Raw genomic sequence first — 17115 nt, forward strand, 5'->3', positions numbered from 1 at the left:
CAACTCTTATCTACTGAGGTAATCCGCAATGGCTGCCAAGGAAATTCGTTTCGGTGAGGACGCGCGCGCGAAGATGGTGCGCGGCGTCAACGTGCTCGCCAATGCCGTCAAGGCCACCCTCGGCCCGAAGGGCCGCAACGTCGTGCTCGAAAAGAGCTTCGGCGCCCCGACGATCACCAAGGACGGCGTCTCCGTCGCCAAGGAAATCGAACTGTCCGACAAGTTCGAGAACATGGGCGCGCAGATGGTGAAGGAAGTCGCGTCGCGCACGTCCGACAACGCCGGCGACGGCACCACCACCGCAACGGTGCTGGCGCAGGCGCTGATCCGCGAAGGCATGAAGGCGGTCGCCGCCGGCATGAACCCGATGGACCTCAAGCGCGGCATCGACAAGGCGGTCACCGCCGCCGTCTCCGAGCTGAAGAACCTCAGCAAGCCGACGGCCGACGACAAGGCCATCGCGCAGGTCGGCACGATCTCGGCCAACTCCGACGAATCGATCGGCAACATCATCGCCGAAGCGATGAAGAAGGTCGGCAAGGAAGGCGTGATCACCGTTGAAGAAGGCTCGGGCCTCGAGAACGAGCTCGACGTCGTCGAGGGCATGCAGTTCGACCGCGGCTACCTCTCGCCGTACTTCATCAACAACCAGCAGTCGATGTCCGCCGAGCTGGATGATCCCTTCATCCTGCTGCACGACAAGAAGATCTCGAACGTGCGCGACCTGCTGCCCGTCCTGGAAGGCGTGGCGAAGGCCGGCAAGCCGCTGCTCATCGTCGCCGAGGAAGTCGAAGGCGAAGCGCTCGCCACGCTCGTGGTCAACACCATCCGCGGCATCGTGAAGGTCTGCGCCGTGAAGGCTCCGGGCTTCGGCGATCGTCGCAAGGCGATGCTGGAAGACATGGCCGTCCTCACCGGCGGCACCGTGATCTCCGAGGAAGTCGGCCTGTCGCTCGAGAAGGCGACGATCAAGGATCTCGGCCGCGCCAAGAAGATCCAGGTCACCAAGGAAAACTCGACGATCATCGACGGCGCGGGCGACGCGTCGGGCATCGAAGCGCGCATCAAGCAGATCAAGGCGCAGATCGAGGAGACCTCCTCGGACTACGACCGCGAGAAGCTGCAGGAACGCGTGGCGAAGCTCGCCGGCGGCGTGGCCGTGATCAAGGTCGGCGCATCGACCGAGATCGAGATGAAGGAAAAGAAGGCGCGCGTCGAAGACGCCCTGCACGCCACGCGTGCGGCGGTCGAAGAAGGCATCGTGCCGGGCGGCGGCGTCGCGCTGCTGCGCGCGCGCGCGGCCATCGCGGGCCTGAAGGGCGCCAACGAAGACCAGAACTTCGGCATCGAAGTCGCGCTGCGCGCGATGGAAGCGCCGCTGCGCGAGATCGTCGCCAACGCCGGTGAAGAGCCGTCGGTCGTCGTCAACCGCGTGAAGGAAGGCTCGGGCAACTTCGGCTACAACGCCGCCAACGGCGAGTTCGGCGACATGGTGCAGTTCGGCATCCTGGACCCGACCAAGGTCACCCGCACCGCGCTGCAGAACGCGGCCTCCATCGCCGGCCTGATGATCACGACCGAAGCGATGGTCGCCGAGCTGCCGAAGAAGGACGAACCGGCGATGCCGGGCGGCGGCATGGGCGGCATGGGTGGCATGGACTTCTGACGAAGTCAGGAATCCCGCTCCCGATGTACCGGAAAGGCCCGCGCAAGCGGGCCTTTCTTTTTGCCCTCACGCCCCCGGCGTATCGTCTTGAACCAGCCGCCCCCGGTCGGGTACCCACGGGCGACAGGAGGGTCGGATGGCGCAGCAGGGCCCATGCGACGGTCGCACCGGCACGCCGCCGCAGGCGACCGACCGTTCCATCGCGATGGACGAAGTCGACCTCGTCGGCCTCGTGGCGATGGAGGACGTGCGCGCGTTCGAGGCGCTGTACCGCGCCTATCACCCGAGGCTCCGCCGTTTCCTGCGCGGCATGTTGCGGCAGTCGACGATGGTGGACGAAGTGCTGGACGACACGATGCTCGTCGCGTGGCGCAAGGCCCACACCTTCGACGCGACCTCGCGCGTCTCGACCTGGTTGTTCGCCATCGCGTACCGCCAGGCGTTGAAGGCGTTGCGCCGCCTGGATTGGTCGCTGCCCGATCCGATCGACGAACCCGCCGCGCCACGCGATGCCGAACCCGATGGCGAACTCGCGCACGCGCAACTGCGCGAACGCCTCGATGCGGTGCTCGCGCAACTCTCCCCCGAACACCGCGCGGTCATCGACCTGACCTACTTCCACGGCTACAGCTGCAAGGAGATCGCCGACGTCGTCGGTTGCCCGGTGGCGACGGTGAAGACGCGCATGTTCTACGCAAGGCGCCACATGAAATCGTTGCTCGGCGACGAAGGAGCGCAGGCGCTGTGAGCGGACGTGTCCTCAATTTCGAAGGCCACGCGCACCGCGACGTCGAGCGTCTGCTCCCGTGGTATGCCAACGCCACGCTCGAGGGAGACGACGACGCCCGCGTGCGTGCGCACCTGCTCGAATGCGCCGCGTGCCGCGCGGACCTGGCGACGATGCGCGCATTGATGGACCACGCCCCGGTCGCGGACGCGCGCGACATCGACCGCGGATGGATCCGCATGCGCGATCGCCTGCATGCCGCGCGCTACCGCCCGGCTGCGAAGTTCGACTGGCTGCGGGTGCGCAGCGGTTGGTCCGCAACGCCGGCATGGTTGCGGGTCGCCCTCGCTGCGCAGTGCGCCTTCATCGCCGTGCTCGCGATGTTCCTCGTCGGCGAGCCCAGACCGGCCGCGCACACCTTCACGACGCTGTCCGCGACACCCGCGCCGCGCGCATCGCAGGACACGTTGCTCGTCGTGTTCGACCCGCGCATCACCGATGCGCAGTTGCGGGAGTTGCTCGGCGCGAACCGCGCGCGCATCGTCGACGGGCCGAACGCTGCGGGCGCCTTCCTCCTGGCCACGCCGCCCGGGCAGGCCGACGCCGTGCGCAACGCACTGCGCGCATCGCCGGGCGTGGCGATGGCCGAACGCCTCGCGCCGCCGGAGTGACCGTGCGCGCGCTGCTCTTCCTGCTGCTCGCGATCTGCGCCGGTGGCGCTTTCGCCGGAGCCCACGACGACGCGAATACGTTGCTGGTCATGCTCCGCGCGCCGGCGGTGCATGACACGCCCGAAGCGGGTTACGTCGGCGACTATCGCAACGCGCCGGGGCACCAGGCGCGGGCGCGCATCGCACGCAAGCTGGCCGCGGCGAATGGCCTGACCGTCCGCAGCGATTGGGCGATGCCCGCGCTCGGCGTCGATTGCTACGTGTTGCAGGCCCGCGACGCACAGGCGGCCGCGGGCGCCGTCGAAGCGCTGGCGCGCGACCCGCGCGTGGAATCCGTGCAACCGATGCAGCAGTTCGAAGTGCTGGGCGATCCGCTGGCGCCGGCGCAACCCGCGCAGAAACTCTGGAAACTCGACGAAGTGCACCGGCATGCCACGGGCCGTGGCATCACGGTCGCGGTGATCGACAGCGGCGTGGCTGCTTCGCACGCGGACCTGCGCGGGCAAGTCGCGCAATCGCGCGATTTCGTCATCGACGATGCGAAGCGCGAGGTGCCCGAAACGCATGGCACCGAGGTCGCGGGCCTGATTGCTGCGCGCGCCGACAACGACATGGGCATCGCGGGCGTCGCCCCCGGCGCCAGACTCCTCGCGCTGCGCGCCTGCTGGCAGTCCGACCGCAGCGGCCGCGCGCGCTGCAACAGCTTCACCCTGGCGAAGGCCTTGCAGTTCGCCATCGAGCAGCGCGCGCAGGTGATCAACCTGAGCCTCGGCGGGCCGCGTGATGTATTGCTCGCCCGATTGATCGACGTCGCGACGGCGCGTGGCGCGAACATCGTCGCCGCCGTGGACCCGCGCGCACGCGACGGCGGATTTCCCGCATCGATGGCCGGCGTGATCGCGGTAGCCGGAGAACCGGATCGCGCGTTGCCGATGCGCACCTTCCTGGCGCCAGCGGATGCGTTGCCGACGACCACGCTCGACGGGGGGTGGGGCCTCGTGAACGGCACTTCGTTCGCCGCCGCGCAAGTCAGCGGGCTGATCGCGCTGTTGCGCGATGCCGCACCCAAGCTGCGGGGCCCCGCGGTCCGTGACGCCCTTGCGGGCACGGCTGCGCTAGGCTCGGTCCCGGCGCGACCCCTGCCGATCGACGCCTGCGCCGCCTTCGCGCGCGCCGGCCCCGGATGCGCCTGCGGATGCAGGCTCGCCGACGCACAGGAGACGCCGCGCCACTAGAGGGCCGCGGTGCGCAACGCCAGGGATCGGAATCGCCGTCGACTGCGATGCGCGTGCGCCGCGCTGGCGGCGTGCTGCGCGTGGTCGGCGCATGCGCAGGTGTCGGGCAGCGTCGGCGTCGTGTCGGATTATCGCTACCGCGGTTATTCGTTGAGCGGCGGCGATGCGGCGGTGCAGGCCAGCGTCGCGCATGACTGGGCGCAGGGCGCATACGCGGGCCTGTTCGCCTCCAGCGCGGAATACGCCGGGGATTCGGGCGCGCAATGGATTCCCTACGCGGGCTGGGCGCGACGCGACGAACAGGGCCGCAGTTGGGATGTCGGCGTGCGCTACTCGCATTTCACCGCCGATACATCGGCGGACTATGTCGAACTGCACGCGGGCCTGGCGTTGCGGCGCGTTTCGCTACGCGTGCACTACGCCCCCGACTATTTCGGCCAGGTCTCGAACTGGTATGTCGAAGCCGACGGCAGTGTTCCGTTCGGTGACCGCGTGCAGTGGTTGTGGCATGCGGGCGTGACGCGGAGCGGGGAATCGGACTATCGCGCAGCCGTTTACCCGGCCTCGGGCGGCTACTCCGCGCAGTACGCCACGTACGTGCCCGATCGCACGAGCGAAGACCGCACGCGCATCGACGTGCGCACCGGCGTGTCGCTGGTCACGCGCGTGTGCGACGTGCAACTGACCTGGCAGCACGTCGACGGAGATGACGCCACGCCATACGCCGCGCCCTTCGATGCGCGCGATCGCGCCGGCTGGGTGCTGGGGTGCATGCATCGCTGGTAATGGCCCGTCGCTCGCGGCCTTCGCGTTTCCTGCTTGGACGCCCACACGGAAGTTCCCGCCATGGCACGCACGCCGCTGTTCGCCCTCCTGCAACGCGCCGCGCGCATCGCGCGCAACGCCGCGCGCGTCGACATGCCATTGGACGAATTCCACGAACGCGGGATGGAACTGCGCGTGGATGCAACGCGCCGTCGCCTGTTGCAAGGCGCGGCCGCGAGCCTCGCACTGACGGCGTGCGCGCCAATCGTCCCGCGCGCCATCAACGTCCCGGAGGTCGCCATCGTCGGCGCCGGTATCGCGGGCCTCAGCGCGGCATGGGCCTTGCGCGCGGCGGGCGTGCCGGCGCGCGTCTACGAAGCACAGTCGCGCGTCGGCGGCCGCATGCTCAGCCTGCGCGATCATTTCCCGAACGGGCAGGTAATCGAACTCGGCGGCGAACTGATCGACACCGGCCACACGCGCATCCGCACGCTCGCGCAAGAACTCGGCCTGGAGCTCGACGACCTGCTCGCCGGCGAAACGGCTGCGGACACGTGGTGGTTCGACGGACGCCGCATCGGCGAAACAGAAATCGTGCGCGCGTTCGCGCCGCTGGCCCAGGCGATCGTCCGCGATGTCGAATCGCTCGGCGACGGCGCGCTCGACCACACCGACGCCAACCCCGCATTCCGTGCGCTCGACGCGATGTCCGTCGCCGACTGGCTGGACAAGCACCAGGTGTCCGGTTGGCTGCGCAAATTGATCGACGTGGCGTACACCACCGAGATGGGCCTGGAGATCGACGAACAGAGCGCGCTGAATTTCCTGACCTTCATCGGCACGGAAGACGCGGATGCGTTCAAGATCTTCGGCGAGAGTGACGAACGCTTCCATGTGCGCGGCGGCAACGACCTCATCCCGCGCACGCTGGCCACGCGCATGGCCGGGTCGATCGAAACCGGTCACATGCTCGAAGCCGTGCGCGCCGAAGGCGAGGGTTTCCGCCTCACGTTCGCCATCGACGACGCGCGAATCGACATGCGTGCGCAACACGTGATCCTCGCATTGCCGTTCACCCTCTTGCGCAACGTGCAAATCGACATCCCGCTGCCCGCGCGGAAACGCAACGCGATCGACCGCCTGGCGTACGGCACGAACGCGAAGTTGATGATCGGCTACGACCGCCGCGCATGGCGCGCACACGATGCCAATGGCGCATCGATGTCCGACCTGCCGTACCAGACGACGTGGGACACATCGCGCAAGCAACCCGGCGAGGCCGGCACGCTGACCAACTTCACCGGCGGCCGGCATGGGGTCGAACTGGGGAAAGGGACGCCGCGCATGCAGGCCGATGCGGCGACGGCGGCGCTCGATCGTGTGTGGCCCGGTTTGGCCGCACTGCGCACAAATCCGCGCGAAGCGCGTTTCCATTGGCCGACACATCCCTGGTCGATGGGCAGCTACGCCTGCCTGCGTCCGAACGATTGGTCGACGCTGCGCGGCGTGATGGGCGAATCCGTGGGCCGGCTGCACTTCGCCGGGGAACACTGCGCGCTGGACACGCAGGGGTTCATGGAAGGCGGGTGCGAGTCGGGGCAGTTGGCGGCGCAAGCAGTCCTGGATTCCCTGCGCCCCGCAGCTGCAGCGGGCCGTTTCCCCATTCAGAGACGCCGCACCGCCTGACCTTCCTGTACCCGCCAGTCTTTTTTTGCAGTGCAGCGTGCAATCGATGTAACGATTCCTTCACTCTCGCCACGCATCCCGACGTGGGGGAGGGAGCAGGCCCGCAACCGGTTCGTCCGGGGCGGGCTTTTTAATTGGCGATGCGATCATTGGCGCGATGACCGACCCCGCAGACGCCCACGCCGCGCGCCAACTCGACCGCCTGCGCGCCGCCGTGCCCACGCCCTGGGCGCCCGGAATCGAGGCCACGTTGCATGCCATTGCGCGTGCCAGCGACTTCGCGATCGACACGCTGGTCAAGCAACCCGCCCTCGTCGAGCGCTTCGCCGCGCACCAGCCGACACCGCCACCCGTGCTGACGCGCGTGTCACGCAGCGAGTGGCCGGCATTGCTGCGCCGTTACCGCACAGGTGAATCCACGCGCCTGATCTGGCGCGACATCGCCGGCCTCGACGATGTCGATGCGACGCTCGCCGGCACCACGCACCTCGCCGAAACCTGCCTGCAGACCGCGCTCGAAGCGCTCGAAGGCGAATTCGCCGAACGCTTCGGCGTCGTGCGTGCGCCCGACGGCAGCGTGCAGCGGCTCGTCGTGTTCGGCCTGGGAAAACTCGGCGGCGGCGAGCTCAATTTTTCTTCCGACGTCGATCTTGTCTACGCCTATCCGCAGGACGGGGAAAGCGACGGCGCGCGCGTCCTCGCGGCCGAAGATCATTTCGCGCGCCTGGGGCAACAACTGGCGAAGCTGCTCGACGAAACGACGGCGGACGGGTTCTCGCATCGCGTCGACCTGCGCCTGCGCCCGTTCGGCAACGCCGGCCGCGTGGCGTTGCCGTTCGCGGCGATGGAGCAGTACTTCCAGCGCGAAGGTCGCGACTGGGAACGCTATGCCTGGCAGAAGGCACGCCCGGTCGCTGGCGATATCGCGGCGGGGTTGCGATTCCTCGAGACGTTGCGGCCCTTCGTCTATCGACGTTATCTGGATTACGGCGCGCTCGATGGCCTGCGCGAGATGAAGGCGGCCATCGCCGCGGAAGTCGCGCGCAAGGAACTCGCCGACGACGTCAAGCGCGGGCCCGGCGGCATCCGCGAAATCGAATTCCTGGTGCAGGCGCTGCAACTGATCCGCGGCGGTCGCGAGCCGGTGTTGCGCGAACGGCGCCTGCTGCCCGCGCTCGACGCGCTCGTCCAGGCCGGGCAGGTCGCGCCGGAGACCGGCGTCGCGCTCGCCGATGCATATCGCTTCCTGCGGCGCGTCGAGAACCGCCTGCAGATGCTGCGCGATGCGCAGACGCATGCGTTGCCGTCGAACGAACTCGACCGTCATCGCATCGCCCGCGGGCTGGGGTATGTCGATTGGTCGGCGCTGCGCACCGCGCTCGACGCGCACCGCGCGCGCGTCGCCACGGAGTTCGAAGCGTTGCTCGCACCCCGCGGACGCTCGGTCGCTCCGAGCGAGCTGGCGACCTATTGGCGCGCATTGCCCGACGCGGGCGATGTGCAGGCGCTCATCGATGCCGGCTTCCGCGATACCGAAACGCTGGACGGCAGCCTGCGCGATTTCGCGCGCGCCCCCGGCGTGCGCACGCTGTCCGATGCCACGCGCGCGCGGCTGGATCGCGTGCTGCCCGCATTGCTCGCATCTGCGGCGCGCTCGTCGCAGCCGGACGCCGCGCTCCGGCGCGTGCTGCCGCTGCTGCACACGCTGTTGCGTCGCGCGAGTTACCTGGCCTTGCTGGACGAACAGCCCGCGGCACTCGCGCGCCTCGTCGACGTGGTGTCGGGGAGCGCGCTGCTCGCCGAGCGCATCGCCGCGCATCCGTTGCTGCTCGACGAATTGCTCGATCGCCGCAACACCGAGGCACTGCCCGATCGCGATGCGCTCGCCACTGCGTGCAACGCGACGTTGCGGGAGGAGGATGCCGAACTCGCGCTGATGGCGCTCAACGAGATCCGGCAGGCGCTGAGTTTCCGCGTGGCACTCGCCACGCTCGACGGGCGGCAATCGGCGCAGGACAGTGCACGGCAACTCGCGTGGCTCGCCGACGCGGTGGTCGATGTCGTCCTGGCCGTCGCGCAGCGGGAAGTGGAACGCGCGCACGGTCGCGTGCCCGATGCGCGATTCGCCGTGTTGGGTTATGGGAGCCTTGGCGGTGAAGAACTGGGCTTCGGCTCCGACCTCGACCTCGTGTTCCTGTACGACGCGCCGCCCGGGGCCCACTCCGCCGGCGCACGTGCGCTCGATGCGTCGCGCTGGTTCGCGCGCCTCGCGCAGAAGGTCGTCGCGCTGCTCGGCACCGTGACGGGCGCGGGGCGCCTGTACGACGTCGACGTGCGCTTGCGGCCGGACGGCGCGAAGGGGTTGCTGGTGTCGAGTCTGGCGAGCTACGCGGAGTACCAGCGCGAGCGCGCGTGGACGTGGGAGCACCAGGCGCTCGTGCGTGCGCGGGGCGTGGCGGGCGATGCATCGCTTCTCGCCGATTTCGAGCGTGTGCGCGCGCAGACATTGGCGCGTGCACGCGAACCGGAGAAACTGCGCGACGAAGTGGTGCAGATGCGGCAACGGATGCGCGCGGAACTGGACCGCAGCGACGCGGCGCGCTTCGATCTCAAGCAGGGCGAGGGCGGGTTGGTCGACCTGGAGTTCCTGTTGCAGTGGCGCGTGCTGGACCGCGCGGACGACGATGCGCGATGGCTCGGGCCGAGGGATACGCCGGGGTTGTTGCGGGTGGCGTGCGAGGCGGGACTGGTCGAGCGTGAGGCGTGCGAGGCGCTGATCGGTGCGCATGCGGCGTTGCTGGAGGCGGGGTTGCGGTGCACGTTGGATCGGCGGCCGCGGATCACGGCGGAGACGGACGCGATCGCCGGGGCGCGCGTCGTGATCAAGGCGGCAGTGACGGCGCTCTAAAGCCCGAGGCGTGCGCGGGCTTCCGCAGCGACGCGTGCGGTTTCCCGCAAAGGTTCCACTTCGAAAGACGCCAACGCGTCATCGAAGGCGCGTACGCGCCCCAGTCGATGCAACGCTTCATGCAAGCGCTGCAACTTGCCGCGCACCGCGTCGCCGCCGAGCACGAACACCGGCACGCGCGTCGCGCACGCTTCGCTGAGCATGTTCACCGAGTCGCCGGTGCAAACGATGCGGTCCGCCCATGCGAGCATGCCGGGATAGGGGTTGTCGCTGTCGTCGCCGCTCGCGGTGGCCGGTGCGAACCAGCGCAGGCCGGGAACGTCGCCGCACTGCGTACGCAATGCCTGCGCCCAATCGGCGGAGGTGCGGCGCGAGGTGGTGGCCAGCAGGCTGCCGCCTTCGGCCCGCACGCGCGATGCGAGCCGTTGCAGGTCGCGCGCAAGCGCAGCGGTGTCGTAGGCGCCGATGTGCTCCGACGGCCCGCCGAGCAGCAGTGTCGTGCGTGGCGCGGCGAGCGGCGCGAGGATCGAATAGTCGTTGCGCGCCTGCGCGAGCCACGCATCGTCGACGGGATGCAGGCTGCCGACCAGCGTGATCACGTTGTCGCCCGCGAGCGCGTCGTGTTCGGGCGCGATCACCACGTCCCACGATGCCGTCGAGGCGCGTGGATCGAGGATCTGCACCACGCGCGCGCCGCGCGCCCGCAACTGCCGCGTGGCGAGCGCCGCCTGCCGCCCGCAGCCGATGGCGAGCAATGGAGGCGTCTGGATCAGTTCCGCGAATCCGGCGAAGGCATGGGCGCTGCCCGGCACCACGCGCGGCGCGGCCCAGCGCCAGGGCGCGCGCGGTTGCAGCGCGACCTCCCGCGCGTCCGCAAAGCCCATCGCGATCGCGAGCGCGCGCACCTGCCGCACGTTGCCGGCGCGGCCGTCGGTGAGCGTCCAGCAAGCGGCGGGGGACTGCGCCATGCGTGTGTTCACCGGTCGGATGGGTGCGTTGCGGCCCCGTGTCGGCCGCTTGACGCGCGACACTCTACACTGCACGTCTCGGCGCGAACTGCGCCCTACGGCACGGACCGCTCCACGATGCAAGACGACAACGCCTTCAAGCCGACGCTGCCCGACGCATCGCTCGACCAGTTGTTCCGGCAGGCGCGCACCTACAACCGGTTCACCGGTGAGGTCGACGACGCCACGCTGCACAAGCTCTACGACCTGTTGAAGTGGGGCCCGACCACGTCGAACAGTTGCCCGGCGCGCTACGTGTTCGTGCGCTCGCCCGATGCCAAGGCCAAGCTCGGCCCCGCGCTCGACGAGGGCAACTACAAGAAGACGATGGCTGCGCCGTGCACGGCGATCGTCGCGTACGACATGGCGTTCTACGAGAAGGTGCCGGTGCTGTTCCCGCACACCGACGCGCGCGGCTGGTTCGACACCAAGCCGGAGGCCGACCTGCGCACCATCGCGCTGCGCAACGGCAGCCTGCAGGGCGCGTACCTGTTGCTGGCCGCGCGCGCGATCGGCCTGGATTGCGGCCCGATGTCGGGCTTCGACAACGCGAAGGTCGACGCGGCGTTCTTCCCGGGCACCACGTGGCGTTCGAACTTCCTCGTGAACCTGGGCAAGGGCGACCCCGCATCGATCTTCCCCCGTTCGCCGCGGCTGAACTTCGACGAAGCCTGCCGCATCGATTGAGCCGTTCGCTCCGTACCTGATCTTCCGACCCCCACGCAAAGGAATCGCACGATGCGCTGCAAGCTCCTCCTGACTTCGCTCCTGCTGGCCGCCGGCCTCGCGCAGGCCGCGCCCGCGACCTACAAGCTCGATCCGAACCACACGCAGGTCCTGGCGTCCTGGAACCACTTCGGCTATTCCAACCCGGTCGCGAACTTCGGCGAGGTCGACGGCACGCTGGTGTACGACGCCGACAAGGTCGAAGCCTCCAGTGTCGAGGTCACCCTTCCGCTTTCCGGCTTGAACGCGCTGGTGCCGGACCTGACCAAGCACCTGCAGAGCGCCGACTTCTTCGATGCGGAAAAATTCCCGACGGCGAAGTTCAAGAGCACGAAGGTCGAGAAGGGCGAGGGCGGCAAGCTCAAGGTCACGGGCGACCTGACGATCCGCGACGTCACCAAGCCTGTCGTGCTCGATGTCACGCTCAACAAGGCGGGCGAAGGCCGCAACGGTGCGCCGAAGGTCGGTTTCAGCGCGACGACGACGATCAAGCGCAGCGAATTCGGCGTGGCGAAGTTCATCCCGAACGTCAGCGACGAGATCACGCTGCGCATCACCACCGAGGCCACCGTGCCGCAGGAAGGCGACAAGAAATGATCCTCGAGCGGCCCGCGGCGGCGCGCGGCGAGGTGTCGGCCGGCTGGTTGCACAGCCGCCACACCTTTTCGTTCGGCCACTTCTACGACCCGCAATGGATGGGGTTCGGGCCGCTGCGCGTGGTCAACGAAGACATCGTGGCGCCGGGCGGCGGGTTCCCGCCGCACCGGCACGCCAACATGGAAATCCTGAGCGTCGTGTTGTCCGGCGCGCTCGCGCATCGCGACAACACCACTGGCGAAGGCCTGGGCGGGGAAGGCGTGCTGCGCCCCGGCGAAGTCCAATGGATGAGCGCGGGCCACGGCGTCGAACACAGCGAGTTCAACGGCTCGAAAGACGAGGCGGTGCATTTCCTGCAGATCTGGATCCAGCCCGATCGGCTCAATGCGCAGCCGGCGTACGAGCAACGCGCGTTCGACGCGCGCGAGCGCGACGGCCGCTGGCAAACCCTCGCCGCGCCCGATGGCGCGGACGGCGGCCTGCCGTTGCGCCAGCAGGCCTGGTTGCGCGCGGTGCGGTTGACGTCGGGCCAGGCAGTCGAGGTCGCGCTTGATCCGGCGCGCAAGTATTGGCTGCATGTGGCCACGGGCGATGTCGATTTCGACGGGCGGGCGCTCACCGCCGGCGATGCGCTCGGTTTCGCCGACGAAGCCGGCACGCGCCGGCTCGCGGGCCGCGGCGCGGAGCCTGCGGACGTGCTGTTCTTCGAGCTGCCGGCGTGACCGCCGGGCCGGCTGCTAAACTTCCCGCCCGCACCATCCCCACGCAAAGCGCATCCGCCATGGCCGAATCCCCGCAGCCCCGTTCGACCGTCGCCGCCGCCCCGGCCAATGCGCAGACGCGCTACGAAGTCCGCCAGGCCGACCTGCCGCTGAGCTGCCCGCTGCCCGAGATGGCCCTGTGGAATTCGCATCCGCGCGTGTACCTGCCGATCGTGCAGGACGGCGGCGAGAGCCAGTGCCCGTACTGCGGCGCGCACTTCGTGCTGGTCGACTGACGCACACCCGACGATGGCGGGCGCCCGTCGCACGGTCGTCCAGTTGCTGCCCGCGCTCGATGCGGGCGGCGTCGAACGCTCCACCCTCGAGATCGCAGACGCGCTGGTGCGCGCGGGTCATCGCGCCATCGTCGTCTCCGCCGGCGGCGGGCTCGTGCCGCGCCTGACCGCGGTCGGCGCCGAACACGTCACGCTCGATATCGGGCGCAAGTCGCCGCTCACCGTGCGCCACATTCCCGCGCTGCGCCGTTTGTTCGAACGCGAACGCGTCGACCTGGTGCATGCGCGTTCTCGCTTGCCCGCGTGGATCGGCTGGCGCGCGATCCGTGGCATGCGCGCGAATGCGCCGCGCTGGGTGACCAGCGTGCACGGGCTGAATTCGCCATCGCGTTACAGCGCGATCATGACCAGCGGCGAGCGCGTGATCTGCGTGTCGCAGACCGTTCACGACTACGTCCTCGAACACTACCCGCGCACGAACGCCGACAAGCTGCGCGTGATCCCGCGCGGCGTGGATGTCGCGGCGTTCCCGTATCGCACGTGGCCCGATCGCGATGCGCGCCGCCGGGCCGCCACGCTGCATCCCGCGCTCGACGGCGATGGGCCGCTGCTGTTGTTGCCGGGCCGCGGTACGCGACTGAAGGGACACGCCGATGCATTGACGTTGCTCGCGGGGCTGCGTGCGGACGGACGCGATGCGCGCCTGTGGATGCCCGGCAGCCGCGTCGAGGACCGCGAACGCTATCTCGACGAACTGCAGGCGATTGCCGAACGACTGGGCATCGCCGAGGTGGTCGCCTTCACGCCGCCGACGCTCGCCATCGCCGATGCGTACGCCGCGAGCGACCTGGTGCTGCAACTCTCGCGCAAGCCCGAGGCCTTCGGCCGCACGGTGCTCGAAGCGCTGGCGACGGGACGTTCGGTGGTCGGCTGGGACCACGGCGGCGTCGGCGAGCTGCTCCGCCGCTACGACCCGCGCGGGGCGGTGCCTCCCTTCGACGGGACGCTTCTGGAGCGCACCGCGCACGCGCTGCTGGACGCACCGCCGCCGCGTCCGGTTACGATGCCCCATACCTTGCGTGCGATGCAGGAGGCGACGCTCGCGGTCTATGCGGAACTCGAACCTAGATAACCAGGCGCCCGAAGGCTGGCGCTGGGCGCCGGCATGGGTGCTGGCGTTCGTCGCGTTGTGGCCCGCGCCCGGCTATGCCGAAGGCATCCTCGTGCTCGGCGCGCTCGCCGCGATCTTCAAGCTGCTCATCGTGCGGTTCCGCGGCGGCGCGCAGTTGCTGAGCGCGCCGGCGTGGGCGCTGACGAGCGTGTTGTTCTTCGCGTACTGGCTGCCCGAAGCAGTGTCGGCGTTCGACGCGGTCGATCCCGCGCGCGCGCTGCGCGAGGCCGCCGTCGACCTGCGCTATCTGCCCTTCCTGTGGCTCGCCGCCGCGGCCGTCGCCGATGCGCGCGGGCGGCGCATCACCTTCGCGGGGCTGGCAATCATCGTCGGCATCTGGACGGCCGATGCGATCGCGCAGGCGGTGTCGGGCACGAGCCCGCTGTTCTTCGCGATCGATTCGGCCAAGCATGCGATCAGCGGCCACGGCATGTGCACGAGCGAAGCGGCGCAGGCCGTCGATCGCCTCAGCGGCATCCTCGGGCCCTGCAATCTCAAGTTCGGGCCGATGCTCGCCAGCCTCTCGCCGTTCGGCTTGTATTACGCGGCCAAGCGTTTCGGCGTGGTGGGCTGGTGCGTGGCGGCGCTCTCCATCGGCGCTGTCATCCTGCTTGCCGGTGCGCGCGCGGCGTGGATCACCTATGCGCTCGTGTTGCTGTGGTCGGGCTGGCGCGTGCTGGGCGTGAAACGCGTGTTCGTCGTGTTTGTCGCCGGCGCACTCACGCTGGTGGCGCTCGGGGCGTTCGTCCCGCAGGTCGCCGAGCGCATCGAGCGCACGACGCACCTGGCCGCCGCGGACGAATCCTCCGTCGATATCGCATTGTCGGGCCGCACGCGCATCTGGTCCGCCGCAACGTGCATGTATCGCACGCACTGGTTCAATGGCGTGGGCGCGCGCGGTTTCCGCGATGCGTTCATGCAGTGCGATCCGGGGCGCGGCAGCCTCGCGGCGTGGGGCGAAGGCCCGGCGTTGCACGCGCACCAGTGGATCCTCGAAGTCGCGAGCGAAACCGGTACGTTCGGCCTGCTGCTGTGGCTCGCGGGCCTTGCGCTGGGCTGGCGTGCGTGGCGTTACGCCGATCCGGTCGCGCGCGACCATGCGCGGCCGGCGATGCTCGCCATCGTGGTGACGCTGTTCCCGTTCAACACGCACCTGGCGGCGTATTCGACGTTCTGGGGCGGGCTGGTGTTGCTGCTCGCGGCACTCTACGCCGGCAGCCTGCTCGCGCGCGACGCCGAACCCGAGGACGCGCGCGCGTGAACGGCCGCGCGCCGATCTCCGGCGTCGTCACCACGTTCAACAATGCCGCGACGCTGGACGCGTGCCTGGCGAGCCTGGCCTTCTGTGACGAGCGCGTCGTGCTGGACTCCGGCTCGACGGACGCGACCCTCGACATCGCACGCCGCCACGGCGCGCGCATCGCCGAACATCCCTTCGACGACTACGGCCCGCAGAAGCAACGCGCCATCGACATGGCGTCGCACGACTGGATCCTGCTGCTCGACGCTGACGAACATCTCACCGACGCGGGCCGCGACGCCATCGAGCGCGCGTTGCGTGCGCCGCGCGCCGACGGGTATCGCCTGCCGCGGCAGGAGTGGCTGTTCTGGAAGTGGGCGCACCCGCACACGCGCGCGAATTGGCAACTGCGCCTGTTCCGAAAGTCGCGCGGGCGCATGAACGACGTGCCCGTGCATGCCGCGCCCGTGGTCGATGGCGTGCGGCGCGACCTGCGCGCACCATTCCGGCATTACGGCGAACCGCGGCTGGCCGATCGCATCGACAAGGTGAACCGCTATTCGAGCGGGCTGGTCGTGCACAAGCACCGGCGCGGCGTGCACGGATTGGGCGGCCGCATCCTGTTCCAGCCGACGATCGCCTTCTTCAAGCTGTACGTCGGCAAGCGGTACTTCCTCGATGGATGGGCCGGCTTCATCGCCGCGCGCACGCAGGCGTTCTACACGTTCCTGAAGTACGCGAAAGTCCTCGAAGCGCAGCGCAGCGACGATCAATCGGCGTAGGGCGAGCTGCCATCGGGTTGCCGCTTGAAGCGGCGGTGGATCCACAGGTATTGGTCGGGCGCGGCGCGCGCCATCGTTTCGATCGCGGCCATCACCTGCGCGGTGTCGGCCGTCGCGTCCTTCGACGGAATGTCGCGCAGCGCCGGCACGATGCGCAGCGTGTAGCCGCCATCCTTGCGACGCACGTGCTGGAACGCGAGCACCGACGCGCCCGACAGCCGCGCGAGTTGGTGCGTCGACGACAAGCTGTTCGCCGGCCGCCCGAAGAAGGGCACGTACACGCTCTCGCCGCGGCTCGGGTCCTGGTCGGGTGCGTACCAGAGGAAGCCACCCTGCTTGAGGTGCTTCACCGCGGGGCGCAGTTCCTGCTTGGTGAACATCGCCGCGGCGTAGCGCAGGCGTCCGTGCTTCACCGCCCATTCCATCGCCGGTTCCGAGTGCGGGCGGTACATGCCGGCCAGCGGGATGTGGTCGCACATCAGGCGGCCGCAGATTTCCAGCGTGGTGAAGTGGCCGGAGACGACGATGACGCCGCGGCCATTCGCGCGCGCGGCTCGTGCGTGTTCGAGCCCTTCGACCACCAGGCCTTTGCGCATCGGGTCCACCGAGCCCCACCACGCGCGCGCGAATTCGAACAGGCCGATGCCGAGGGAGGCGAAGTGTTCGTGCAGCAACGTCGTGCGCGCGGCCGCGTCCAGTTCGGGGAAACACAGTTCGAGGTTGCGTTGCGCGATGCGGCGGCGCGCGCCCATCGTCACGCGCAGCAGGGCGCCGAGCGCGCGGCCCAGCCCGCGTTGCAGCGGCCACGGCAGGCGCGCCAGCGCCGCCATCGCGCCGATGCCGATCCAGGTGGGCCAATGCCGGGGTCCGATCGGCGGGGGCGATCGCGCGGGGCGTCCTGCGTCATGGCGACGATTCTAGGGCAGGCGCGTGCACG

16 protein-coding genes are annotated in these 17115 nt (G+C 69.4%); 14 read left to right on the forward strand and 2 right to left on the reverse strand.

Going from position 1 to position 17115, the window contains the following annotated elements:
* Positions 1-28: 28 nt before the first annotated feature.
* From groL to glnE, 7 genes are all read left to right on the forward strand, one after another.
* The gene (gene groL / locus LF41_RS13710; protein ID WP_036170668.1) at positions 29-1666 is read left to right on the forward strand and encodes a chaperonin GroEL; all 1638 of its coding nucleotides are present in this window, start codon (positions 29-31) and stop codon (positions 1664-1666) included.
* Positions 1667-1802: 136 nt separating this feature from the next.
* Complete coding sequence (locus tag LF41_RS13715) at positions 1803-2414, forward strand: RNA polymerase sigma factor (protein WP_052116452.1); 612 nt, start codon at positions 1803-1805, stop codon at positions 2412-2414.
* Positions 2411-3064 carry a zf-HC2 domain-containing protein gene (locus LF41_RS13720; RefSeq protein ID WP_036170671.1) on the forward strand — a complete coding sequence of 218 codons (654 nt, stop codon included), beginning with the start codon at positions 2411-2413 and terminating at the stop codon, positions 3062-3064. Before LF41_RS13715 ends, LF41_RS13720 begins: the two co-directional genes overlap by 4 nt.
* 2 nt (positions 3065-3066) lie before the next feature.
* A complete protein-coding gene (locus LF41_RS13725; protein ID WP_161786971.1) occupies positions 3067-4299 on the forward strand; it encodes a S8 family peptidase in 1233 nt (410 codons plus the stop codon).
* A gap of 9 nt (positions 4300-4308) precedes the next feature.
* Positions 4309-5085, forward strand: a complete 777-nt coding sequence (locus tag LF41_RS16305) for a TorF family putative porin (protein WP_084073654.1) — start codon at positions 4309-4311, stop codon at positions 5083-5085.
* 60 nt (positions 5086-5145) lie between these two features.
* Entirely contained in the window at positions 5146-6750 is a 1605-nt protein-coding gene (locus tag LF41_RS13735) for a flavin monoamine oxidase family protein (RefSeq protein ID WP_052116455.1), read from the forward strand.
* A gap of 157 nt (positions 6751-6907) precedes the next feature.
* Positions 6908-9658, forward strand: coding sequence for a bifunctional [glutamate--ammonia ligase]-adenylyl-L-tyrosine phosphorylase/[glutamate--ammonia-ligase] adenylyltransferase (gene glnE, locus LF41_RS13740; RefSeq protein ID WP_036170675.1), 2751 nt, complete (start codon positions 6908-6910; stop codon positions 9656-9658).
* Here the strand turns inward: glnE and LF41_RS13745 are convergent.
* Positions 9655-10626, reverse strand: a complete 972-nt coding sequence (locus LF41_RS13745; RefSeq protein ID WP_036170678.1) for a mitochondrial fission ELM1 family protein — start codon at positions 10624-10626, stop codon at positions 9655-9657. The two genes, glnE and LF41_RS13745, sit on opposite strands and share 4 nt — an antisense overlap.
* A 117-nt stretch (positions 10627-10743) precedes the next feature.
* Here LF41_RS13745 and LF41_RS13750 point away from each other — a divergent pair, with 117 nt between their 5' ends.
* From LF41_RS13750 to LF41_RS13780, 7 genes are read left to right on the forward strand one after another with little or no spacing between them, the layout of a single operon-like run.
* Positions 10744-11352 (forward strand): malonic semialdehyde reductase, encoded by a 609-nt coding sequence (locus LF41_RS13750; protein WP_036170681.1) that lies wholly within the window; start codon positions 10744-10746, stop codon positions 11350-11352.
* Positions 11353-11403: 51 nt separating this feature from the next.
* On the forward strand, positions 11404-11988 hold the full coding sequence (locus LF41_RS13755; protein WP_036170684.1) for a YceI family protein: 585 nt from the start codon (positions 11404-11406) through the stop codon (positions 11986-11988).
* Positions 11985-12710, forward strand: coding sequence for a pirin family protein (locus LF41_RS13760; RefSeq protein ID WP_036170687.1), 726 nt, complete (start codon positions 11985-11987; stop codon positions 12708-12710). Before LF41_RS13755 ends, LF41_RS13760 begins: the two co-directional genes overlap by 4 nt.
* A gap of 59 nt (positions 12711-12769) precedes the next feature.
* Complete coding sequence (locus LF41_RS13765) at positions 12770-12985, forward strand: zinc-finger domain-containing protein (protein ID WP_036170690.1); 216 nt, start codon at positions 12770-12772, stop codon at positions 12983-12985.
* A gap of 13 nt (positions 12986-12998) precedes the next feature.
* Positions 12999-14117, forward strand: coding sequence for a glycosyltransferase (locus LF41_RS13770; protein ID WP_036170693.1), 1119 nt, complete (start codon positions 12999-13001; stop codon positions 14115-14117).
* Entirely contained in the window at positions 14095-15417 is a 1323-nt protein-coding gene (locus tag LF41_RS13775) for an O-antigen ligase family protein (RefSeq protein ID WP_036171004.1), read from the forward strand. The genes LF41_RS13770 and LF41_RS13775 overlap by 23 nt, the downstream gene beginning before the upstream one ends.
* On the forward strand, positions 15414-16178 hold the full coding sequence (locus LF41_RS13780) for a glycosyltransferase family 2 protein (protein ID WP_036170696.1): 765 nt from the start codon (positions 15414-15416) through the stop codon (positions 16176-16178). Before LF41_RS13775 ends, LF41_RS13780 begins: the two co-directional genes overlap by 4 nt.
* Here the strand turns inward: LF41_RS13780 and lpxL are convergent.
* Complete coding sequence (gene lpxL / locus LF41_RS13785) at positions 16166-17050, reverse strand: LpxL/LpxP family Kdo(2)-lipid IV(A) lauroyl/palmitoleoyl acyltransferase (RefSeq protein ID WP_052116456.1); 885 nt, start codon at positions 17048-17050, stop codon at positions 16166-16168. The genes LF41_RS13780 and lpxL overlap by 13 nt on opposite strands.
* Between the last annotated feature and the right edge of the window lie 65 nt (positions 17051-17115).

Origin of the sequence: Lysobacter dokdonensis DS-58 (genome assembly GCF_000770795.1) — a bacterium.
GTDB lineage: Bacteria > Pseudomonadota > Gammaproteobacteria > Xanthomonadales > Xanthomonadaceae > Noviluteimonas > Noviluteimonas dokdonensis.